General features: G+C 58.5%; 16 protein-coding genes. All 16 read right to left on the bottom strand.

Features of this window, described 5'->3' with window-relative positions:
• Positions 1–49: 49 nt before the first annotated feature.
• The gene (locus tag EPN93_05530; protein ID TAL37745.1) at positions 50–2,944 is read right to left on the bottom strand and encodes a Glu/Leu/Phe/Val dehydrogenase; all 2,895 of its coding nucleotides are present in this window, start codon (positions 2,942–2,944) and stop codon (positions 50–52) included.
• Positions 2,945–3,115: 171 nt separating this feature from the next.
• Positions 3,116–4,345, bottom strand: a complete 1,230-nt coding sequence (locus tag EPN93_05525; protein ID TAL37744.1) for a metallophosphoesterase — start codon at positions 4,343–4,345, stop codon at positions 3,116–3,118.
• Positions 4,346–4,354: 9 nt separating this feature from the next.
• Entirely contained in the window at positions 4,355–5,398 is a 1,044-nt protein-coding gene (locus EPN93_05520) for an aldo/keto reductase (GenBank protein TAL37743.1), read from the bottom strand.
• 235 nt (positions 5,399–5,633) lie between these two features.
• Positions 5,634–6,638: a radical SAM/Cys-rich domain protein gene (locus EPN93_05515; protein ID TAL37742.1), complete on the bottom strand. Its 1,005-nt coding sequence runs from the start codon at positions 6,636–6,638 to the stop codon at positions 5,634–5,636.
• Positions 6,638–6,970, bottom strand: coding sequence for a 4-carboxymuconolactone decarboxylase (locus EPN93_05510; protein TAL37741.1), 333 nt, complete (start codon positions 6,968–6,970; stop codon positions 6,638–6,640). Before EPN93_05510 ends, EPN93_05515 begins: the two co-directional genes overlap by 1 nt.
• A gap of 115 nt (positions 6,971–7,085) precedes the next feature.
• A complete protein-coding gene (locus tag EPN93_05505) occupies positions 7,086–7,811 on the bottom strand; it encodes a succinate dehydrogenase iron-sulfur subunit (GenBank protein TAL37740.1) in 726 nt (241 codons plus the stop codon).
• 232 nt (positions 7,812–8,043) lie between these two features.
• The gene (locus EPN93_05500; GenBank protein ID TAL37739.1) at positions 8,044–9,780 is read right to left on the bottom strand and encodes a succinate dehydrogenase flavoprotein subunit; all 1,737 of its coding nucleotides are present in this window, start codon (positions 9,778–9,780) and stop codon (positions 8,044–8,046) included.
• Complete coding sequence (mdh, locus tag EPN93_05495) at positions 9,777–10,727, bottom strand: malate dehydrogenase (protein ID TAL37738.1); 951 nt, start codon at positions 10,725–10,727, stop codon at positions 9,777–9,779. Before mdh ends, EPN93_05500 begins: the two co-directional genes overlap by 4 nt.
• An 88-nt stretch (positions 10,728–10,815) precedes the next feature.
• Positions 10,816–11,760 carry a hypothetical protein gene (locus EPN93_05490; GenBank protein ID TAL37737.1) on the bottom strand — a complete coding sequence of 315 codons (945 nt, stop codon included), beginning with the start codon at positions 11,758–11,760 and terminating at the stop codon, positions 10,816–10,818.
• Between the two features lie 115 nt (positions 11,761–11,875).
• Positions 11,876–12,805 carry a malate dehydrogenase gene (locus EPN93_05485; GenBank protein ID TAL37736.1) on the bottom strand — a complete coding sequence of 310 codons (930 nt, stop codon included), beginning with the start codon at positions 12,803–12,805 and terminating at the stop codon, positions 11,876–11,878.
• Positions 12,802–14,721, bottom strand: coding sequence for an aconitate hydratase (locus EPN93_05480; GenBank protein ID TAL37735.1), 1,920 nt, complete (start codon positions 14,719–14,721; stop codon positions 12,802–12,804). The genes EPN93_05485 and EPN93_05480 overlap by 4 nt, the downstream gene beginning before the upstream one ends.
• Positions 14,722–14,984: 263 nt before the next feature.
• On the bottom strand, positions 14,985–16,376 hold the full coding sequence (locus EPN93_05475) for a class II fumarate hydratase (GenBank protein TAL37734.1): 1,392 nt from the start codon (positions 16,374–16,376) through the stop codon (positions 14,985–14,987).
• 166 nt (positions 16,377–16,542) lie between these two features.
• A complete protein-coding gene (locus EPN93_05470) occupies positions 16,543–17,475 on the bottom strand; it encodes a hypothetical protein (GenBank protein ID TAL37733.1) in 933 nt (310 codons plus the stop codon).
• Between the two features lie 128 nt (positions 17,476–17,603).
• The gene (locus EPN93_05465; GenBank protein ID TAL37732.1) at positions 17,604–17,990 is read right to left on the bottom strand and encodes a hypothetical protein; all 387 of its coding nucleotides are present in this window, start codon (positions 17,988–17,990) and stop codon (positions 17,604–17,606) included.
• A 230-nt stretch (positions 17,991–18,220) separates the two neighbouring features.
• Positions 18,221–21,325, bottom strand: coding sequence for an efflux RND transporter permease subunit (locus tag EPN93_05460; protein ID TAL37731.1), 3,105 nt, complete (start codon positions 21,323–21,325; stop codon positions 18,221–18,223).
• 70 nt (positions 21,326–21,395) lie between these two features.
• Positions 21,396–22,223, bottom strand: a complete 828-nt coding sequence (locus EPN93_05455; protein ID TAL37730.1) for a MipA/OmpV family protein — start codon at positions 22,221–22,223, stop codon at positions 21,396–21,398.
• Between the last annotated feature and the right edge of the window lie 223 nt (positions 22,224–22,446).

Genomic DNA, 22,446 nt, shown 5'->3' with positions numbered 1-22,446 from the left:
ACATTCGGAGCCCATGGGCAAGTGAATATCACGATAACGGCGCCTTCGCTCACCGGGTCCCCCTTCCCGGGGGTCTCCGCCTCCGGGCTTCCAGAAGCGCGACCTCGGGGTGGCGGAGGTGGGGGCCGATAAGCCCCCGGGCCGTCTCGCCCAGCCCGTCCAGGAAGGACGCCCGCGCGGCCCCATCCAATTCCGCATAACGCGCCGCCAGGAGCGCCAGGATCGCGCGCGCGAACCCGGCCGTCTTCACGGGGACGCCGCGCCCCGCCGCGAAGCGGCTGTCCTCGTTCACCGCGCAGAAGATGATGTCGCGGATCACCGCGTTCCACTCCTCCGTGCTCCCCGGTGATTCCGGCGCCGCGAGTATCCCCTTGATCCTGTCCCGGTACGCCGGCATCACGTACGGGTCCATGTCGTCGATATCGAAGGCGCGCGCGCGGATCGTCTCCGCCTCGTAGCGGAAGCGCTCGGCGAGGTTGCGCAGCCACTCGAAGTACGAGGCTATGACCCCGCCGCTGTTGGCGAGGAAGTCGTACAGTACGGCGATTCCCCGCGCGTGCAGGACGCGCTCGCCCCGGGAGGTGGTGGTCCCGTTTCCGCCGCTGGCGACGAGGCGCGCGCGCACGCGCGCGGCCACCTCGCCCGTGATGACGTTTTCCAGGGCGCAGGGAAACAGGATGTCGCATTCGACCTCGAGCGCGGCGGCGCCCGGGGCGGCGCCCTCGATTCTTCGCGTCACGTTGCGTTTCGCCCCGATGCAGGTTTTTCCCGGCGACGAGCCCGCCTCCCGCACGATCTCATCGATATCGAGCCTCTCGCCGATCACGGCGCCGCCCGCGTCGGAAACCGCGACGAGGTTTACCCCGAACGGTTTCAATTCCTTCAGGAGGGCCCCGCCCACGTTCCCCGTTCCCTGCACGACGATCTTCTTACCTTCAAGGAGATCGGGGAACACGCCGCCCATGAGCTCCTCCCATTCCGCGGCGGAAACCATTCCCTCACGCGGGCGTGCGAACTGCGCCTCCTCGTCGAAGGCCGCCGCCTTGCGGAGCAACTCCATTCCCTTCGCGTCGATTTTTCCCGCGGCCTCCCAGCGCCCCTCCAGGAAGAGCCTCGTGATCGTCGCGAGGGCGCCATAGAGGAGACCGCGGCCCGTCGCCCCGGTACGCGCCGCAATACCCATACGCGGCTTCCCGGTGATCTGTGCCGCGGCGACCAGTTCCAGGTAGCGCTCGCTCGAGGCGAGCTCCTCGAGCACGCGCCTGTCGGTCCAGTCGACATCGAAATGGTCGCGGAGCATCGCGCGCGCGTCCTCCAGCGGTATCACGCGGTGGCCGATAAGCGTGACCCCCTTCTTGATCCCGTGCGCGACCAGGACCAGGTCCCGGAGCGCCGATTTGAATCCCTCGAAGAGAATCCCGATCTCCTCGGCCCCGCATCCCACGTCGCCCGCGGGCACGTCGCGCAGGGGGCCCGTCAGCAGGAAGAGCGACCTGCCGAAATTCGCGAGCGTATCGGTGAAATCCAGTCTTTTCCCCGCGAAGTCGGCCGGCCGGATCACGAGCCCGCCCTTGGCCCCGCCGAAAAGCACCCTGGTGCGCGCGGTCTTCCAGGTCATCATGAACGAGAGCGCGCACACCTCGTCGAAGCGCACGATGGGGTCCAGCCGCAGGCCCCCCTTGTGGGGGCCGCGCAGCGAGTTATGCGCGAACCGGTAACCCGGAATGTTGCCCCCGCGCCGGTCGCTCCTGCTCATCACGTAAAACTCGCCCAGGGACTCGAAGCGGAGCATATCGGACATGATCCCGTCGTTCCCGGCGATACCCAGGAATTCGGCCGCCTGGAAAAAATCGGTGACCGCGTTCAGGAGGAAGTTGCCCGGCTCCGGTCCGGAACCTTCGTCGGCGTTCCGCCGGGCGAGCGTACGCAGCCGCTCCAGGGGACCCCGCGATTCGTCCCCCGCGGCGAGCGCCCGCATGATGTCCCCGAGCTCCTTCGCGAGAAGCGACTCTGAAATCTCCCGGTCGGAGAGCGTCCCCGAACCGGACGAGCCCAGCTCCGCGGCGATCGGGTCCAGGCCGCGGCCGTCCAGCGTGTAGAGCGTGAGGATGGCCACGGAATCCGCGCCCTCGCGGGCCCTGAAGGTATCGTAGTTGGAGCGGACCAGATTCACCCCGGCGCGCTCGAAGACCCGCAGGGCGTCCAGGACGAAGCGCGGTCCGGGGTTGCGCGCCGCGATCGAAACCCGGACCTCGCAATCGTAGCCCAGGCACTCGCCCCCGCCGCTCGCCTCTTCCACGAGGGTCACCGTCCCCGGCGCGCCCATCGCCCGGCCAAAGAGCTCCAGGTGCCGCCGGATGCGCGGCTTCGCCCGGGCGAGGTTCACCTCCTTGTTCAGGTAGTTCAGGGGAAGGCTTTCCAGGAACCGCTCCGCGTGCGGGCTCCCGCTCTCCCGAATGTCGCGCAACGCGGCATCCATGAAGGCCCTGTCCTCGTCGGCGGGGGGAAGCGCCGCGCGTCCCGATTTCTCCAGGGTCATGATCCGGATCCCCGACTCGGTCTTTACGGAATTGTAGGAGACGATCTCCATCGCCAGGTTTTCCTCGATCACGCGCGCGAGCTTTCCGGGAAAGTCCCTACCCACGTTCACGAAGTAGGTGAGCGCCTTTCCGTCGCCGCTCTCGTGGACGATCGACTCCGTGTTCGCGTTGAGGATCTGCGTGGTGATGAACACGTGGCCGGCGATCTCCCCGGCGCCGGTGCTCAGGAAGTAATAGCCGGGAAGGAACCCCTCGCGGAAATAGCCGGCAACGATCTTGTCCGCGAGGTTCATGTCCATCTCGTAGTCTTTTTCGAGCAGCCTGATCACCTCGGCGAGGAGCCCCCGCTTGATCTCGCGGACCCTTGCCATCACGCTCGAATTTTCGCCGCCTTGTTCCCGCATCGCTGTGCCCCCTTCCCGTGTAATCAACCGCGAATGAACGCGAATGAACGCAAATCCAGAAAATCATTGGCGTTTGTTCGCGTATATTCGCGGTTAATCCGCCTTTTCCCGAATGTTATCCCCTCCATCTCTTCAATCTCCGCCTCTCCCTTTCCGTTGATTAGCCTGCTTTTAAATTTTGGCGGAAGTCAGCCCCGCTTCATCGGGCTCGAGGGTGATGAGGGTCACCTCGGGCGGCGTCATGAGGCGCAGGGGCGGCCCCCAGTAACCCGTTCCCCTGCTGACATAGATGCGCGTCCCCCTGAATTCATGGAGCCCCCGGATGTACGGCTGGCTCAGCGCGACCAGCAGGTTCCACGGGAAGAACTGCCCGGCGTGCGTGTGTCCCGATATCTGCACGTCGTACCCGGCCGCGGCAGCGGCGTAGAGGCTGCGGGGCTGATGCGCGAGAAGCAGTTTCACGACGCCCCCCGGCGCACCGCGCAGCGCCCCTTCCGGGTCCGATTCCTGTTCCGGGAAAAAGTCGCCCGCCCCGTAGTCGGTCACGCCCGCGACGACCATGCGCGCCCCCTGCTTCTCGATCACCCGGTGCGCGTTCATGAGCGCCGTGAAGCCGAGGCGTTCCGCTTCCAGTATCCATGCGGGCGCGTCCGAATAATACTCGTGGTTCCCGGTCACGAAATATTTTCCATACGGGGCGGCGAGCCCCCGAAGCGGCTCAAGCTCGCGCCCGAGCCACGCGGGCGTGCCGTCCGCGAGGTCGCCCGTGCAGGCGATAAGGTCCGGATTGAGCGAGGTGACGAGGGACGCCACCTTTTCGATAAAGGGACGCTTGATCGTGGGGCCCGCGTGCAGGTCGGTAAACTGCGCGATCCGGAATCCCTCGAACGCGCCGGGAAGCCCCCGCACGGGGACGCGCACCCGCTCGATCGCGAGGCCGTGCTGCGCCTCGGCGAACCCGTACGCCCCCGCGCAGCCGGTGAGCGCGAGCAGCGCCAGGTTGGACGACCGCACCAGGAACGCGCGGCGGTCCACGCTCCCGACCGGGGGAGCCGGGGCGTTCGCGGGCCCGCGGCGTCTCACGCGCGCGATCGCGTTATGCGCTATTGCATAAGCGGCGAGCGCGGCGTCACGAAACGCGAGCATCGTGACCAGCACCGAGAGCGCGCCCAGCATGACGTAACCCGGCCACGCGAACCAGTCGCTCAACGCGGACTCGTGCCCGGCCATGAGCAGGAGCACGTGCGCCTGTGAAAGCGCGAAGAGGAGAATGAGTATCGCCCGTCGGGTCTTTTTTCCGGCGGCGCTCAGCCGGCCCGCGGGCGAGAGGCGCCGCCCGGCGTACCAGAAGCCGGCCGCGAGCATCGAAAACCAGACGAGCAGGAAAAGGAGAACTCCCATGCCTGTCGCTTAACGGCGCGGATTTATAAGGGGTTCGGTCTTTCCGTGGATGAGCTCCCGCACCCCGGGGCTCCCCAGGAAATCATGCGGGAAGCCGAGGGTTATCGCGCTCAGCGCGTCAAGGCGGTCCATCTGCGCCGGGGTGAGCGTGAAATCCAGGCAGGCCATGTTGTCTTTTAACTGTGCCTCCGTCCTTCCCGCGATGATGGGAAGGGGAACGCCGTACGCGTTCTTCTGCCGGATCCAGTTTATGGCGACATGGGACGGGGTCCTTCCCGCCTCGGAGGCGATATCGGCCACCCCCTTTGCGATCGCGAGGTTCCGCTCGTTCACATAAACCGCGGCCATCGCGTCGCTTTTCGAGAATCTTCGCGGCGCGCCGTCGTTCCGGTTGTACTTCCCCGTGAGCACGCCCATCGCCAGGGGCGACCACGAGGTGATGCCGATCCCGAGCGCGCGCGCCATCGGGAGGAGGTCCCGCTCCGGCGTGCGCTCGACGAGATTGTACTGGACCTGGATCGCGATGAAGGGCGACCAGCCGCGCAGCGACGCGATCGTGTTCGCCTGCGCGATGAGCCAGGCGGGCGCGTCGGATATCCCGGCGTAAAGAATCTTTCCCGCGCGTACCTGGTCGTCCAGCGCGCGCATCACCTCCTCGACGGGCGTCAGGCCGTCGTAGGCGTGGACCCAGTAGATGTCGATGTAGTCGGTGTTGAGGCGCTTCAGGCTCGCATCGAGCGATTGCACCATGCTCTTCCGGTGGTTCCCCCCGCCGTTGGGATCGGCGGGCGATCCGTTGAGCGTATACTTCGTGCCGATCACGAAGTGCGCGCGCTCGCCGGCGATGAATTCGCCCACGAGCTTCTCGCTCGTTCCGTTCGTGTAGTGGTTCGCCGTGTCGATGAAATTGCCGTTTTCCTTCACGAAGGCGTCGAACATCTTTTTACATTCCTCGCGCGCCGCGCCCCACCCCCAGTCCGAACCGAATGTCATGGTCCCCAGGCAGAGCTCCGAAACCCTGAGCCCGCTGTTCCCGAGCAATTCGTATTTCATCGCAAGACCTCCTTTCAAATACCATGCTTAGTGCGCCCACATCCCCCTCCCTTGATGGGAGGGGTCAGGGGAGGGTGAGAATGCTCAAACTTGTTCGATGCTTTCTCACCCCCACCCGGCCTCGATGTACAGGATGTACGAATGCCGCGGAGGACACGGATGTCCGTGAGCGGCCCCCATCAAGGGGGAGGGGAACGGCCATGAACAAGCGCCTTTCAATTGCGCAGTTGCATTGTCAGCTCACCGTCGCGCCCTGGCAGGACGAGCCGGAGCCGGCGACGCAGCCGTAACAGTGATTGTCGATGACGATCTCCCTTTCGCGCAGGCGGCCCGGATCGAAGTCCGCGACGTTGCCCGGCATCCCGCGTCGTACGGGCAGGCCGAGCGCCTGGTTGAAATCGCAATCGTACAGGGAGCCGTCCCATCCCACCGAGAGGGTGGTCCTGCACATGACCCGGTCCACCGCCGCCGGGTTGAACGCCCCGCACAGATCCGCCATGTAGTCGACCAGGTTGTCCGACCTCACGAGGTATTCAAGGAAGCGCCCGATCGGCAGGTTCGTAATGGAATAAAGGCCGTTGAAGACCACACCGTGGTCATCGAGAAGACGTTTACGGTATTCCCGCTCAAGCGCCTTTTGAGGTCCGGGCAGATAGGCCCCCGCCGGGTTGTGGACCAGGTCCAGTACCAGGCCGCTCGATTCCCGCCCGTATCCCCGTTCATTTAATAGCCGGATAGCGCGGATGATCCGGTCGAAGCTTCCCGCGCCCCTCTGCCGGTCCGCCCTCGCCGCGCGCCAGTCGGGCAGCGAGCTTACGACCTCGACACGGTTTTTCGCGTAGATTTCAATGAATCGTTCGTATCCCTCTTCCAGCAGTATTACGAGGTTCGAGCGCACGATGAGCCGCTTCCCGAGCGCGCCGGCCTCCCCCAGAAACCATTCCAGGTGCGGGTTCAGTTCCGGGGCGCCGCCCGTGATATCGACGACCGAAACCTCCCCGTCGCACGCAAGGTCCAGGCAGCGCGCCAGCACCTCGCGCGACATGGCCTTGTCCCCGCGAGGCCCGGCCTGCACGTGGCAGTGCCCGCAGGCGAGGTTGCAGCGCGTCCCCAGGTTGAGCTGGAGGATATCGATCTTTTCGGCGCGGATCGGTCCCTTATCGGCCCCTGCCAGCGTTTCGGAGAAGGGCGCGCACCTGCCCGTTCCGCGCAGCAACCCGAGCTGTTCCCGTCCGTCCATCACATCTCCTTCTTCTTGACGATCTTGCGCATCTGCGTCGAGTGCGCCAGTATCACGCCGGCGGCCATCGCGGCGCCGGTATGGATCGCTTCCATCATTTCGTCGTTCGAAATCCCCAGCGAAAGGCATTTCGTCGTATACGCGTCGATGCAGTACGGGCATTTTTCGACCGCCGCGACGGCAAGCGCGATAAGCGACTTCTCCCTCTCGGTCAGCGCGCCCTCGCCCAAAGCCGCCTGGTAGTAGCGGAAAAAAGCCTCTCCCTGCTCATTTGCGAACTCGGCGATGTTCTGAAAATCGGCGAGGTCCTCCGTGTCGTAGTAGCCGCCCATATCCACCCCTCCTGGAAATTTATTGACAATCCCGTCCGCGCATCGGCGCGCGGCCCCGTTCCGCACCATTCCCCGACCGGCGCCGGGAAGCGGAGCGGCCGGCCCGTTACGCGCCTCATGACCCGTCCTTCTCCCTGAACGTCTTTATCTGCGCCTTCGTCGCGTTGATGTTCTTCGTGACCTTGATGCCCCGCGGGCACACCCTGGTGCAGTTGAAATGGTTTTCGCACGGCCACACCCCGTCCTCGTGGTCGAGCATCGGAAGCCTTTGCGCGAAACCGCGGTCGCGGCTGTCGAAGAGGAAGCGCGCGGCGTTCACGATTGCCGCGGGCCCTATAAACCGGGGGTCCTTGTCCCTGAGCACCGGGCAGGACGAGTAGCACGCGGCGCACAGGATGCAGTTCGTGGTGTCGTCGAAACGCGCGCGCTCCTCGGGCGACTGGGGGCGCTCCCTCCCGCCGGCGGGCTCGTCGTTTATAAGGAAGGGCTTTACCGCCCGGAACTTCTCGAAGAATGCGTCCTGTCTGACCATGAGGTCCCTTTGCACGGGGAGGCTTCTGAGCGGCTCCACGGTAATCAACGCCGATTCCGCGGTGACGACGTCCCGGATGAGGGTCTTGCATGCCAGCCTTTCGACCCCGTTCACCACCATCGCGTCGGAGCCGCAGATCCCGTGCGCGCAGCTCTTCCTGAACGCGAGCGTGTCGTCCATCTTCGTTTTCACGGCAAGGAGCGCGTCCAGCAACCGGTCCTCGGGCTGCGCCTCCAGCGTGAATTCCTGGAAATACGACTGCGCGTCCTTCTCGCCGTTGTACCGTTTTATCTTCAGCGTGATCTTCATGGGACCTCCTTGCGCGTTCATCAGGCGGAACCGCTGGGAAATTCCCCTCCCTTGATGGGAGGGGTCAGGGGAGGGTGAAGATGCTTATTCAGTGTCGATGCTTCTTCACCCCCACCCAGCCTCCCCCATCAAGGGGGAGGGGCACAACGTTACGCGCCAGTTATTGTTCCAATAGACCTTTCCGGAATCCGATCTCCCGATTCATTCGCTTCTTTCACCCCGCCTTCGCCTCTCAATATACCCGCGGCTTGGGCGGGTAGAGCGAGATGTCCACGTCCTTGTAGCCGATCTCGTAGCCGTCACCGACCAGGCGGATCATGCTGTGCTTGAGCCAGTTCGTGTCGTCCCGTTCGGGGAAGTCGACGCGCGAGTGCGCACCCCTGCTTTCCGTACGGTTCGCGGCCGCCAGCGCGGTCATCCAGGCGATGTCGAGAAGGTTCCCTAACTCCAGGACCTCCAGGAGCTCGGTATTGAACCCCTTGCCGGTATCCGCGACGCGGACCTCGCGGTACTCGCCGCGGAGGGTGCGCAGGGCGGCGATCGCCGCCTTCATCTCGTCCGCGGCGCGGTAGACGCCCACGAGCTCCATCATCGTCTCCTGCATGCGCGCCGTGATCTCGCCGCGTGGCTTCCCCCGCGTACCCGTCACGAGCGCCTTCACGCCCGCGCGCGCCCGGTCGTCGGCGGTTTCGGGCAGCGGGCCGAAATCCGCGTCCCTGACATACCTGGCTATATCGGTCCCCGCCCTCTTTCCGTATACGATGATGTCCACCAGGCTGTTCGTTCCCAGCCGGTTCGCGCCGTGCACGGAGACGCAGGCGCACTCGCCGGCCGCGTAGAGCCCCTCGTAGACGTCGCCCTTCGCATTGCGCACAACGCGCCCCCACAGGTCGGTGGGAATGCCGCCCATCGCGTAGTGCGCCGTGGGCTGGACGGGGATGGGCTTGTCGGCCGGGTCCACCCCGAGGTAGGTGCGGCAGAATCCCGCGATGTCCGGGAGCTTTTTGTCGATGGCCTCCCTGCCGATGTGCGTCGCGTCCAGGTACACGTAGTCGTCGATCTTCCCGTCGCCCCGTATGCCGCTCCCCTTCCTGAGCTCGTCGATGATCGCGCGGCTGATCATGTCGCGCGGCGCGAGGTCCTTCAGCTTTGGCGCATAACGCTCCATGAAGGGCTCGCCCGCGCGGTTGCGCAGTATCCCGCCCTCGCCGCGCACGGCCTCGGTGATGAGGATGCCCATGCGGTAGATCCCCGTGGGATGAAACTGGAAAAACTCCATATCTTCCATGGGCACCCCCGCGCGCGCGAGCACGGCCGGCCCGTCGCCCGTGTTGGCGTAGGCATTCGAGGTTGTCTTGAAGATGCGCCCGAACCCGCCGGTCGCAAAGAAGGTCGCCTTGGAATGGAAGGTGTGGATCTCGCCGGTCGCGAGCTCGAGCGCGACGACGCCGTTGCACCTGTCGCCGTCGATGAGCGCCTCGAGCACATGGAACTCGTCGAAGAAGCGGACGCCGTTCTTGATGCACTGCTGGTAGAGCGTCTGGAGTATCATGTGCCCGGTGCGGTCGGCCGCGTAACAGGCGCGCTTCACCGGCGCCTCGCCGAAATTGCGCGTGTGCCCGCCGAACCGCCGCTGGTCGATCTTCCCGTCGGGGGTTCTGCTGAAGGGCAGTCCCAGGTTCTCCAGGTGGTAGACCGCTTCAACGGCGTCCTCGACCAGTATCTGCGCCGCCTTCTGGTCGGTAAGGTAGTCGCCTCCCTTGACCGTATCGAAGCAGTGCCATTCGGGCCTGTCCTCCTCCACGCTTCCGAGCGCGGCGCCGATACCCCCCTGGGCGGTCCCGGTGTGGCTTCGTATGGGATAGAGCTTGGAGAGCACGGCGGTCTTCGCAGTCCTGCTCGCCTCGAGCGCCGCGTACAGTCCCGCGCCCCCCGCGCCCACGATGATCGCGTCGAACTGGTGTTTCATTTGATCGCACCTCCCGGCGTATAGAAGCTGTCCAGCATCTCAAGCCCTTCCCTCACCGCGTCCGCCGATGCGTCCAGCGCCTTTTTTTCGTCGGCGTGAAGCTCGAGCTCGATCACCTTTTCCACGCCGTTTTTCCCGAGCAGCACGGGCACCCCCAGGAAGATGGAGCGGTACCCGTATTCCCCACGCAGGAAGGCGCTCGCCGCCATGATCCGTTTCTGGTCCTTGAGCACCGCCTCCACCATGGACGCCGCGCTCGCGCCCGGGGCATAGAAGGCGCTTCCCGTCTTCAAGTATTTCACGATCTCCGCGCCGCCGTTGCGCGTCCTCTTCACCATCTCTTCGATTGCGTCGTCGTCCAAGAGCTGGGGGAGCGGAATGCCCCCGACCGAGGTGTAGCCCTTGAGGGGCACCATCTCGTCGCCGTGACCGCCCAGCACCATCGCTGTCACATCGCCGGGCCACACGTTCAATTTTTCCGCAATGAAGTAGCGGAAGCGCGTGGAGTCGAGCGCCCCGGCCATTCCCACGACCTTCCTGATCGCGAAGCCGGTCTCCCTGAGGACGAGCCCCGCCATGATGTCGAGCGGGTTCGTGACCACGACGACCACCGCGCCCGGACAGTGCCGGGCGATCTCCTGCGAGACCTGCTGCACGATGGACGCGTTTATCTTCAGGAGGTCCATGCGGTCCATGCCGGGCTTGCGCGGCACCCCGGCCGTCACGACCACCGCGTCCGATCCCGCGGTCTCCGCATAATCGGACGTGCCGGTGATGCTCCCGCCGTAGTTCCTGAGCGCCGCAGAGTGCATGAAATCGCGCGCCTTGCGCCCCGCCATCCCGCCGTCCACGTCCACCATGACGATGTCCGCGATGTTCTTTTCGGCGATATAATACGCCGCCGTCGCGCCCACGTTCCCCGCGCCAATCACGCTGACCTTTTTCATACGACCTCACCCCCGGCCCCTCTCCCATAGGAGAGGGGAGTGTGGAAAGATGCTAGCTGATATCCAATATACATATTATTCATACAGTTCACTCGCGATGACGACGCTTGTTGTTTGGATGTGGTTTAAGTGAGGAAGGAGATTTATAACGCACAGTATCGACAACATGAAAATCGCGGGTAGTTTTTTCATTACCAAAAATGTCTACCTCATCTCGTTTATTCCTAAATTCCTGCATTAAGTTTCCAAAATTATCGATACCAAATTTTTCCAACTGATCTAGCTCTATATAAGGCAATGAATACTTTATTATTCTTTTCAAAGGAAAAAGGATTGCCAATAACAAAAAAGAACCCCAAGCCAGCACATAACAATCAAATGAATAAATGATATTGTTTGTTAAAATATCATTATTACTGAATATTTTTGCGAGTAATGCAACCAACAATACCAATATCAAGCCAATGATTGAGATATCACAAAGTACCATATACGAATTTAGGATATGAATTGCAGAATGATCTCCAAAACATAATCTATACTTCTTTGTATCTTGCAGCTCTTTATATTCAACATATCTTATTGTTGGAAAATTTTTACTTCTAAGTAATTCGTTTATTTTATTTTCTAATTGAATTGAATACTCATAAAAGGTAGGGGAAATAATAATCCAAAAACATCTCACGGGAAGTGAAACAATGAACCATAAAAGCTGCAGAGATATAGCTATAATACATCTTATGAATTCGCAGCGAGGAAGCATCAACTGCAATCCGTTTTTTAATTTCTTGAGAATGTTGTCTTTTTTTCCTTTTTCTTTAATTTTTCTAAGGTAGAGATAACCAATGCCATCAAAAATGCCGTAGGAGAGCACTTCAACTATTAAATAAGTTATTATAATAATATAATAGTTTTCTTTAAGGAAATCAGATCCAAAAGAAACAATGAATGGAAACAGTATAATAATTCCTGGCACAATGTTTCTTAAAATACTATTGTAACCCTCATATATCTTTTGTGGTGAAAGCTCCATCTACTATGGTTCTCCTGAATTTATTTTACATAACCCAAATACATCCTTTCTAATCACCCGCACACCCCAGATCTCCCCCTTCTCCCCCGGGGAGAAGGGGGCCGGGGGGATGAGGTCATTCCGTGCACGTAGACACTATTTCCTTGATCGCCGCGACGCTCCGGTCCAGGGCGTCGCGCTCGGCGCCGTTCAGGACCGGTTCCAGAACCTTCTCGACGCCGTTCTTTCCGATGACGCACGGAAGCGACAGCGCCGCGCCGCAGATTCCGTACTCGCCGTTCAGCACTGTCGAGATCGACAGTATCCTTTTCAGGTCCATGTGGATCGCATCCACGACCTCCGCCGCCGCGGCCGAGGGCGTGTAATAGGTGCCCGGGCACTCGGCGAGCTCGGCCATGAGGGCGCCGGCGCCGGCGATCTCCGCCTTGAGGGCGTCGATCTTTTCCGCGGACAGGAGCCTGTCCACCGGGATGCCCGATACGCGCGTGTACTCGGGAAGCACGACCATGTCGGACGAGTGACGCCCGATCACCATCGCGGCAACGTCGTCGGGCGAGACGGAGAGCTCGCGCGCAACGGCAGATTTCAGGCGCGTCGCGTCGAGGATCCCGCCCAGGCCGATAAGCCTCTCGCGCGGTATGGGAAAGTTCCGGGCGATCATGGTCACGAGCAGGTCCACCGGCTCGGTCGCGACGACGACGATCGAATTGGGGGACGATTTCCGTATCTGCTCCATGACATCGCTCACGACCGGCCAGTTCAGCGTGAGAAGGTCCTCGCGCTTCGTCCCCAGGGAGCACCCGGCCCCCACGGCAATGATCACCGTCTCCGAACCGGCGATATCGGCGATATCGCCTATGCCGCTGATCCTGTTGCGGTACCCGCGCATGGGAGCGGCTTCCATCATGTCCAGCGCCTTTCCGGTCGAGAGGCCGTCCACGACGTCGTAGAGGAATACGTTCGTGATGCCCTTCTCGGCGATGAAGAACGCGGTGTTGGCGCCCACGTTGCCGCTGCCTATGATGCTCACCTTCTCCATGGTCATCCCTGCCTCGCGAGGTTCAGCATGCCCCCCGCCAGGAGTATCTTCCTGTGGCGGTCCGATACTTCCAGCAGCGCGACGATCTTTCTCCCGCCCACCTCGACGGGAATCTCGGTCGCGCCGGAGGCGATGAGCGCGCGTATGCCGGGGATCCGGATCCGCTCCCCCTGCGCGATCGCGTCGTAATCGCCCTTGTCCCTGAAGACGAGCGGGATGATCCCGAAATTGATCAGGTTGGACTTGTGAATCCGCGCGAGGCTCTTCACGATCTTCGCGCGCACCCCAAGGTAGCGCGGCGCGAGGGCCGCGTGCTCACGGCTGGAGCCCTGCCCGTAATTGTCGCCCCCCACGATGAAGCCACCGCCCTTCTCCTTCGCGCGCTTCGCGAAGCCCTCGTCCGCGACGTCGAAGACGAACTCCGCGATCGCGGGGATATTGCTCCTGTAGGGGAGCACGCGGTTGCCCGCCGGCATTATAATGTCGGTGCTGATATTGTCCCCCAGCTTGAGAAGCACCTCCCCCTCCAGGTCGTCCTCGAGCGCGCCGAAGCGCGGCATGGGCTGGATGTTGGGGCCCTTCACGATTGTGACAGAATCGGGATCGGGGGACGGCTGGAGGAACCACGCCATGTTGTGCAGATAGTTTTTGGGGTACGATATCGACGGGTAGGTTTTTGTGGTGCGCGGGTCCGTGATCCTGCCCGTGAGCGCCGACGCGGCCGCGGTCTCGGGCGAGCACAGGTACACCGCGTCGTCCTTCGTGCCGCTGCGTCCCTTGAAATTACGCGGGAAGGTGCGCAGGGAATTGGTCCCCGTCGCCGGCGCCTGTCCTATCCCGATGCATCCCAGGCAGCCCGGTTCGTGCACGCGCGCCCCGGCCTCCAGCAGGAGCTTGAGCCCCCCGGCGGCGATCACGTTGTCAAGGGTCTCGCGGCTGCCCGGGTTGATCTCGAAGCTCACCTGCGGGTGGCGCATCTTTCCCTCGACCATCTTCGCCGCGATCATGAAATCGCGGAAGTCCCCGTTGCAGGAGGAGCCCATGATCACCTGGTGCACCTCCACGCCGGAGAGCGAGGCGGCGGTCGTCACGTCGTCGGGGTTCCCCGGGCGGGCGACCATCGGCTCTATATCGCCTAACGCGATATCGGTCACCTCGTCGTATTCGGCGTTCGCGTCCGCGGCAAGTTCCCTGAAATCTCCTGCGCGCCCGCAGCGCTCAAGGTAGTCCCTGGTGATCGCGTCCGTGGGGAACACGCAGGCAGTGAAGCCCATGTCCACCGCCATGTTCGCGACCGTCGCGCGCGCGGCAATGTCCATGTGCGCGAGCCCCGGCCCGAAGAACTCCATGATCTTGCCGATGCCGGACTTCGCCGTGTACTCGCCCAGCAATTTCAGGATGAGGTCCTTGCCCGAGACGAACGGCGAAAAGGCGCCCGTTACGCGCATTCCCCAGATTCTGGGCGTGTTGATGTAGTAGGGCTTGCCGGCCATCGCCATCGCGACCTCCAGGCCGCCGGAGCCCATGGCGAGCATCCCCAGGCACCCCCCGGTCGTCGTGTGGCTGTCGGAGCCTATGAGCGTCTTCCCGGGAACGCCAAAGCGCTGCCGGTGCACGTGGTGCGAGACGCCGTTGCCCGCGGGCGAAAGGATGACCCCGTACTTCGAGGCCGCCCCCTGTAAAAACCGGTGATCGTCGGCGTTGCGGAAGTCGGTCTGGATTATGTTGTGGTCGATATAGCTCACCGCGAGCTCGATGTTGACGCGCTTCAGGTCGAGCGATTCGAACTCGAGGTAGACCATAGTGCCCGTCGCGTCCTGCGTGAGCGACTGGTCGATGCGGATCCCTATCTCCTTCCCGGGGGTGAGATCCCCCTCCACGAGATGGGCCTTCAGTATTTTTTCGGACAGCGTGCCTTTCATGGGAACCTCCAATCCCCCGCCCTCCGGGCTTCCCCCTATATTGAAAGGGAGCTCTATGGGGGACACCTTTTTTTAAAATTCAACGTAATAGAGCAACCGCGAATATACGCGAATTAACGCGAATGTGGATTCTTCATGACTCACCCTCTTCTTGAAGGAGTGGGGTTAATAAAACTTAGCGATCCACTCCAGGGCGATCCATCGCCTTACGAAAATTCGCGTTCATTAGCGTTCATTCGCGGTTCAGCCATGCCCCCGGAGGATTACACCATCTTCCCCGGATCCAGCAGGGCGTCGATATCGCCTTCGATGACGATGCCGAGCTCCGCGATAACTTCCTTAATGGTCTTGTTCTCCCTGAACGCCTGCTGCGCGACCTGTGCGCACCGGTCGTAGCCGATATACGGGCTCAGGTTCGTGACGGTCATGAGCGACCTCGCGAGCTGGGATTCGATATGCTCCCTGTTCGCCCTGAGCCCCTTAAGGCAATGCTCCGTGAACGAATCGGCGCCATTTGCCAGTATCTCCGCCGAATCGAGCAGGTTGCAGATCATGACCGGCTTGCATACGTTCAGGTCCAGGATGCTCCCGAAGCCCTCGGCCATCGCGATCGCGGCGTCGTTGCCCATCACCTGCACGCACACCTGGATGAGCGCCTCGGACTGCGTGGGATTGATCTTTCCCGGCATGATGGACGAGCCCGGTTCGTTGGCCGGCAGGGCGAGCTCGAAGAGCCCGGCCCGTGGGCCGCTTCCCATCCAGCGCACGTCGTTCGCCATCTTCATGAGCGCGAGCGCGAGCTGGCGCAGCGCCCCGGAGAGCGCCGCGATCGGGTTGTGCGACGCGATCCCCTCCGCCTTGACGGGGTTGGGTTTCAGCGGGAAGCCGGTGATCTCCGCGAGCTTTTTGACCGCGATCCGGTCGAAGCCCGCGGGCGCGTTGATGCCCGTTCCCACGGCGGTCCCCCCGAGCGGAAGGAACATGAGCTCCTCGCACGCCGCCGTTATGCGCGATGCGCCCGCCTCCGCCTGCCTTTTATACACCCGGAATTCCATCGAGAGCGGGATGGGAACGGCGTCTTGCAGGTGGGTTCTGCCCACCTTCACGATGCCCTCGAATTCCTCGATCTTCTGTTTCAGGGCGTCGGTCAGCCTCCCCATCGCGGGGAGCAGCGTCTCGTTCACCGCGTGCAGGGCCGACAGGTTCATGGCCGCGGGAATCGCGTCGTTGGAGGACTGCGCGGCGTTCACGTGATCGTTCGGGTGCACGGGGCTCTTGCGTCCCATGGGGTGCCCAAGGATCTCGTTCGCGCGATTGGCGAGGACCTCGTTCATGTTCATGTTGGTCTGCGTCCCCGAACCGGTCTGGAAGATGTCGATGGGAAACTGGTCCTGGAATTTTCCTTCTTCCAGAAGCTCCTTCATCGCCGTGAGGAGCGCCCCGCCCTTCTCCGCGTCTATGGAGCCCTGTTCCATGTTCGCCAGCAGACAGGCCTTCTTGACCTCGGCAAGCGATGCGATAAAGACCGCGGGAAACCGCCTGGCGCTGATTTTAAAATTATTGACGGCGCGCAGGGTGTTCACGCCCCAGTAGGCGTCCTCCGGCACCTCGACCTCTCCCAGCACGTCCTTTTCCCTGCGAAACTTCCCGGTCATTGCGGTATCCCCTTGTATAAAATCGGAACGATTTCCACGAACGATGCGCACCGCGAAAACCGCGCCCCGGCCCTCGCCGGAATCGCGAACGCCCCGCATTTTACACACCCTCCCCCTCGAAACAAACAAATAATTATTGCGAGCCCTGAAATTGCGCGGCCCGCGCTTATGCGAAATCTTCCATCACACGCGGAACCCTGCGCCGCTCGGCGCCCTCGATCGCCATCCGCACCGCGTCGCGCCGGAAGTGCAGCGCGCCCCCTGCGTCCAGGAGTATCTTCCCCTCCGGCAGGGTGCGTATCCGCCCCACGAGCCCGCGGTCGACGGTAAGCGCATAGCGCCTGTCCCCACGCCCGATCTCCGTCTCGAAGGCGGGCGTGCTGCCGTAGCGCCACCCCCAGGAGCGCTGCCGCGCGACGAGCCCCGCGAGCGCATCCTCGTCGAGGATTTCCGCTTCGCCGGCGCGGGAGAACCGTTGTGCGAAATGCGCTTCACACGCGGCAAGGAGCGCATCGGCGACCGCCCCGGCCGTTATTCCCGGAACGATCGACGACAGGTTTACGACGTCGGCCGCCTCCGACAGCGTTCCGCGGAGGCTCGTGATGTGCATCCGTCCCCTGAGCGCCCTCATCATGCGGAGATCCGTATCCACGAGCACCGTCCCGTGGTGGAGCGCGCCTCCCTTACGGAGCGCAAAGGCGCTTCCCGAAAATTTTTTTCCGGAGACGAGCATCGCCTTCCGGGGTCCGATATCGGCGGATATCCCCAGCCGCGCGAGTCCCTCCCGCACGATGCCCGCCTGCCGGTCGATGTCGAAAATCCCCCGGCCGGCGATAAACGAGAAGTTGAGGTTCCCGCGGTCCTGGTAGACCGCCCCGCCCCCGCTCACGCGCCGGGCGAGCGCGATGCCGTGACGCGCGAGGAAGCGCGGGTCCGCCTCGTTCCACGGGTTCTGGTGGCGTCCGATCACCACCGCGCCGTCGCTGTGCCAGGTGAATAGCGTCACATCAAAACCGCGCGCGCGCTCCAGGAGAAATTCCTCGATGGCGAGGTTCCGATACACGTCCCCGCCGGCGGCGCGAAGGTGAAGAAAGTTCATCTGTTGATTTCCTTTGAAAGGTGACTGGGGAAAAGATACTAATTCGAGGGAGCTTCGTCAACCGGAGGGACTGGATGACCGTTCAGCATACGGGTTTCGAAAACGGGGGCGTCACCGCGGCGCCGGCGTCAGGATTGAGCGTCTTTTTTCGAGACGATATCGTTCACGTCCACCCCGTCCAGGTGGCGCATGATGAGCTCCTCGATCCCGGTCGCGGTTTCGACCATCTCGTCCAGGGTGGGGTGATGGTCGAAGATGAACACGATGAACGAGTTGTAAGACGGGGTAATCCTGATCCCGAACTGGGCGAAGTACACGTTGAGGTCGCTGTTGGTGCATTTGCCCACCTCGATCACGTCAGTATCGCGATTGAAAAGCCCGGCCCGCGCGGTGAACAGGAAATCTATGGCCGGGTCGGCGAACAGCGTGTAGGTGATTCCCGCCTCGTCGAGCGATTTCGTGAAAGGCTTCACGCCCAGAAACTTGTAATCGGCATAGGGTTTGGGCGCGGTCATGAAGGATTCCTTGGTTGACAGGATTAGGTCATAGAGGACCCACCACGCATGAACTGTCCAGCATTATATTGTGCGCCGTACCCAATGGCTGATCTCTTTCCGATTGCCTTTGCTAAGGAAGAAAATGAGTTTTTCAATGATCTTCGCAGGTTCCGCAAAGTTGCCGTCTCCTCGCCGGCAGCAATTCCAGCCTCACCGGAAGATGCAGCATAAAACTGTCTAATTCCTGTTTACAGATATTCCCCTTTCTGTCTTACCAGGATTTTACTTTCAGTTGCCTCCCTGAATCTGTCGATGTATTCAAACACGGCTGGAACTACAATTAGTGTTATCATTGTCGATACCAGAAGCCCCCCGATTATTGATACTCCCATAGACTGCCTCAACTTGGCCGACTCACCAATACCCAGCGCGAGAGGAATTGTTCCAGCAACCATGGCAAAGGTTGTCATCAAAATCGGCCGGAGCCTTCTCTGCCCGGCCTGCAGTATTGCCTCTTTCCGGTCAAGCCCCGCGTTAACTCCATGCACGGCATGGTCAACCAACAGGATCGAGTTCTTCGTGACGATACCTATGAGTATAACCATTCCGATCATACTGAACAGATCGATCATTACCCCTGTCACAAAGAGCGCCAATAGCGCACCGGTCAGAGCAAATGGTATTGCAAGTAATATCGTAAACGGCGTAACATAAGATTCATACAGGCTGGATAGAACCAGGTATATGAAAACAATCGCCAGAATCAGGGCAAAAACTACGCTCGCCCCTGTTTCAGCGAAATTTTCAGAATCGCCGCTGAATGAATATGCAACATCAGAAGGAAGCTGTATTTTATTCTTTATAATTTCCCTGGTCTTTGCCATGGCACTGCCAACGGCTCCGTCCTTTGTTAGATTGGCTGTTATCCTTACAACATAAGCTTTATCCCTTCTACTGATCTGGGCAGATCCGGTTGCGAATTCCCCTCTTGATATAGAACTGAGAGGTATCATCCTGTTGTGCGTGTTCGGAACCCTAATGTCATAGAATGTTTTACGAATATCCCTCTGCTCCGGATTCAAACGGGCCCGTATGTCATATTCAATACCGTTTTCCCGGAATTTTCCCACTACGGCTCCCGCCACATTACATCTCAGTTCCGTCCCCACAACGCTGTTGGATACACCGAGAGAACGCATTTTAATCTGGTCGAAAATTACCCTGAATTCCTCGGTCCCCTTTTTCACCGTTGAGTCTATGTCCGTAAGATCAGATATTGCACGAACCTGCTCCATAATCAGAGATGCTGATTTCTCCACTGTCACCAAGTCTTTTCCTGATATAATAAGTGAATAGGGTGTGCCTCCCCCGCCCCGGTTATTAACAGTAGGATGGGCAAATTCAAATTTTGCGAGGAAAGATCTTACTTTTTCCTTAACCTCAACTGTACTGATCTTTCGGTCTTTATGAAGGAAACAGCTGATCTGCCCTTTTCTTACTTCACCATTGGAGTTCCCTATCGTTACTCCGTAATAATCAATATCCCCGAACTCTCTGAGATTTTCTTCTATTTTTGAAATTGTCTTACCAGTACCCTTGAGGCTGGTACCTGCAGGCATTTCAATATTTATTGCGAACTCCCCGTTGTCAGTTTCAGATATAAATGTCTGTTTAACGAAGGAGAGAAATCCGATGCTGCTTATAAATATAATAATGGCTGCGATAATAACAATCAGCGGATGTTTAAGACAGTATCCCATAATCGAGACATAATACTCCTCCATTTTAACCTGGAACTTTTCAAAAAGGACCACGACTTTATTCTGTGACTTTTTACCATCCCCGGCAAAGTATGCACTCAGGAAGGGCGCGACAGTTAGAGCATCGAAGAGACTGACAATCATGGCAAAAACCACCGTAAACCCGAATTGCTTGAACAGTCTCCCTATTACACCGGTGAGCATTCCTATTGGAAAAAATACGGAGAGTATTGCCAGCGTCGTCGCTATTACCGCAAGCGTAACCTCTGTAGTTCCGAGTTCAGCAGCTTTAAACGAGTTATGCCCCTCTTCAATTTTCCGGAATATATTCTCCCTGACAACAATTGCGTCATCAACAAGTAGTCCTACTACCAATGAAAGCGCCATGAGTGTCATCATATTGAAGGTGTATCCCATTACATCCATCAGTACAACTGCACCCAGAAGACTGTTGGGGATGGCTATACCGGTAATAATCGTGGATCTGATATTGCCAAGAAAAAGATATACTACAAGTACAGCAAGGATTACTCCCATTATAATGGTACTTACTGTCTCTTCAACATTGGTCTTTATCCACCTTGACTGATCCGATGTTATTCTTACATATGAATTCCCTTTAGCCTGCTTTAAATCTGTATTTATCTCATCTATTTTTGACTTAACGGCATCTGCTACGGTGACACTATTCTTACCGGACTGCTTAACTACATCGAGGTATATACATGACTGGACGGGCGTATTATTCTTTTTCTGAGAATTATAAATATATCCGATACTTTCGATATCTTTGGTACCATCACTAACCCGGCCTAACGTGTTAACACTAATGGAGCTCCCTATATCTCCGGAGAACGAAATCATTGTGTTGCGTACCTGATCAAGAGTAGTATACTCTCCCATCGCCCTGAACACAGTCTCCTTAACCCCTTCTTCCTGCTTCCCTATGGGAACATTTGATCCGGAACTTTTTATCTGGCTTACAATCCTGGTCATGGGGACAACATACTCATTGATTTTGTTCTGATCTATTTCAATCTGTATCTCCCTGCGGCTTCCGCCTATTATTTGCACATTCCCTACATCATTTATCTTCTCCAGTTTCGGTTTTATGGTCTCTCTGGCAAGGTCATACATATCCCCGGCTGGAAGATCTGATATCAGCGCCATTCGTATTACAGGCTGAGCATCATAATCGATTTTCGAGACGACAGGATCATCCGTAATATCATCGGGGAGATTATTCTTTGCCACGCTGATCTTATCGCGCAAATCCTGGGCAGCCCGGTCAAGATTTACTCCCATGCTGAATTCTACTGTTATTAAAGACAACCCCTCCTTACTCTCCGAACTAAGGTGCTTGATTCCCGAGACAGAACCGAGCTCATCCTCAAGCGGCTTTGTTATCAGCTGTTCAATCTCCTTCGGGGAAGAGCCGGGGTAAACGGTTGTTATGCTAAGTGTCGGGAATGAGATATCCGGCAGCATTTCAACACCAATGTTTTTATATGAAATAAATCCCATTATTAGAATAATAATGACGATACAAGAAATGAATACAGGTTTCCTGATTGCAAGTTTTGCGATGTTCATTTTTTAAATCTTTTCCACAATTTATTTTGCATCAAAAATGAGTTATAACATATTATCTGAGTAAACCGGGTCAGTACCTGAACCGGTAATTGATCATAATGCCGCTGGTGAACTGATTTTTACTGCCATACTTTTTTATGACTGGTGAATTGCCGATCTCTCTGGATAAACGACCATAATCCCCGAAAAACAAGAATGAAGTTGAATCTATAGCCGGATACATTACTAAACAATTGAAACCAAAGGAAATAAATCCGCTCTCTGCATGATAAGGATTAAGCCCCGATCGTGCTGACTGTGTTTCATCGATGCCATAATAGGTGTTGTTATATTTAGATCCCGCGAAGACTGCATGGGGACCCATGGCGTAGATGATCGGAGCCCAGAGCTTGATGATTCCACGATAATTCAGCCCAGTGTCTCCATTAGAGCTTTTATGCCCGTTTACACCCTGATACAGGTTGATTTTCCATGTGAATAGTTTGTATCTATATTCAGAAAATACACCCAATTCGATTGTGCCATTTACACTACCCAGCCCTTTAAGATCAGGTTGTTTTTCCCCTGCAATTCGAAAGATGCTTAATAGATCATCGCCGCTCTCCTCACGGCCAAAATCGTATTTTGCAACAGGCCCTATGCTTAATCCGTAACCTTTGATTAAATGAAATCTTAAACCCTCAACCGATAAAAACAGTCTGTTTTTATAATCTATTGATATATTTGGTATTAACATCAACTCATAATACCTTGATCCGGTAAAAACAGGCCTATAAACTGCGCCCGCACCAATAATAAAATTTAAATCAGTGTCCATTTTTTCAGGCGTGTCAGAACTGGCAGATATGGATGTTATAGAGAATAGCAGTATAAAATTTATAATTCTTTTAAGGCGCATATAAAAACCTCAGTTTCTGAATTTAACTGAAATTTTATATGTATAGGACGAAGATATCGACCGGACTTGCAAGCCAATACGCCGGAATCTTCAGAAAGAGCGCTTGTCGCGCTTCATTGAAAACGGGAAAAAAATAGGGTAAAAATAAGCTAGTAAATCCTCCGAGATATTTATAGGAGGATCACATGACCAAGAGTAAGAGACGGCGTTTCACCCCGGAAGA

The organism is Spirochaetota bacterium (assembly GCA_004297825.1).
In the GTDB taxonomy this organism is placed as follows: Bacteria; Spirochaetota; UBA4802; order UBA4802; family UBA5368; genus FW300-bin19.
The sequence above is the reverse complement of the archived record's forward strand: the minus strand, read 5'-3'. Positions and strand labels throughout refer to the sequence as shown.

What these genes read in the sequence shown, in the direction of transcription:
- EPN93_05480 (TAL37735.1), bottom strand. Translation starts at nt 14,721, where the DNA reads ATGAAAGGCACGCTGTCCGAAAAAATACTGAAGGCCCATCTCGTGGAG.
- EPN93_05465 (TAL37732.1), bottom strand. Translation starts at nt 17,990, where the DNA reads ATGACCGCGCCCAAACCCTATGCCGATTACAAGTTTCTGGGCGTGAAG.
- EPN93_05470 (TAL37733.1), bottom strand. Translation starts at nt 17,475, where the DNA reads ATGAACTTTCTTCACCTTCGCGCCGCCGGCGGGGACGTGTATCGGAAC.
- EPN93_05510 (TAL37741.1), bottom strand. Translation starts at nt 6,970, where the DNA reads ATGGGCGGCTACTACGACACGGAGGACCTCGCCGATTTTCAGAACATC.
- EPN93_05475 (TAL37734.1), bottom strand. Translation starts at nt 16,376, where the DNA reads ATGACCGGGAAGTTTCGCAGGGAAAAGGACGTGCTGGGAGAGGTCGAG.
- EPN93_05520 (TAL37743.1), bottom strand. Translation starts at nt 5,398, where the DNA reads ATGAAATACGAATTGCTCGGGAACAGCGGGCTCAGGGTTTCGGAGCTC.
- EPN93_05505 (TAL37740.1), bottom strand. Translation starts at nt 7,811, where the DNA reads ATGAAGATCACGCTGAAGATAAAACGGTACAACGGCGAGAAGGACGCG.
- EPN93_05525 (TAL37744.1), bottom strand. Translation starts at nt 4,345, where the DNA reads ATGGGAGTTCTCCTTTTCCTGCTCGTCTGGTTTTCGATGCTCGCGGCC.
- EPN93_05515 (TAL37742.1), bottom strand. Translation starts at nt 6,638, where the DNA reads ATGGACGGACGGGAACAGCTCGGGTTGCTGCGCGGAACGGGCAGGTGC.
- mdh (TAL37738.1), bottom strand. Translation starts at nt 10,727, where the DNA reads ATGAAAAAGGTCAGCGTGATTGGCGCGGGGAACGTGGGCGCGACGGCG.
- EPN93_05485 (TAL37736.1), bottom strand. Translation starts at nt 12,805, where the DNA reads ATGACCATGGAGAAGGTGAGCATCATAGGCAGCGGCAACGTGGGCGCC.
- EPN93_05460 (TAL37731.1), bottom strand. Translation starts at nt 21,325, where the DNA reads ATGAACATCGCAAAACTTGCAATCAGGAAACCTGTATTCATTTCTTGT.
- EPN93_05455 (TAL37730.1), bottom strand. Translation starts at nt 22,223, where the DNA reads ATGCGCCTTAAAAGAATTATAAATTTTATACTGCTATTCTCTATAACA.
- EPN93_05530 (TAL37745.1), bottom strand. Translation starts at nt 2,944, where the DNA reads ATGCGGGAACAAGGCGGCGAAAATTCGAGCGTGATGGCAAGGGTCCGC.
- EPN93_05490 (TAL37737.1), bottom strand. Translation starts at nt 11,760, where the DNA reads ATGGAGCTTTCACCACAAAAGATATATGAGGGTTACAATAGTATTTTA.
- EPN93_05500 (TAL37739.1), bottom strand. Translation starts at nt 9,780, where the DNA reads ATGAAACACCAGTTCGACGCGATCATCGTGGGCGCGGGGGGCGCGGGA.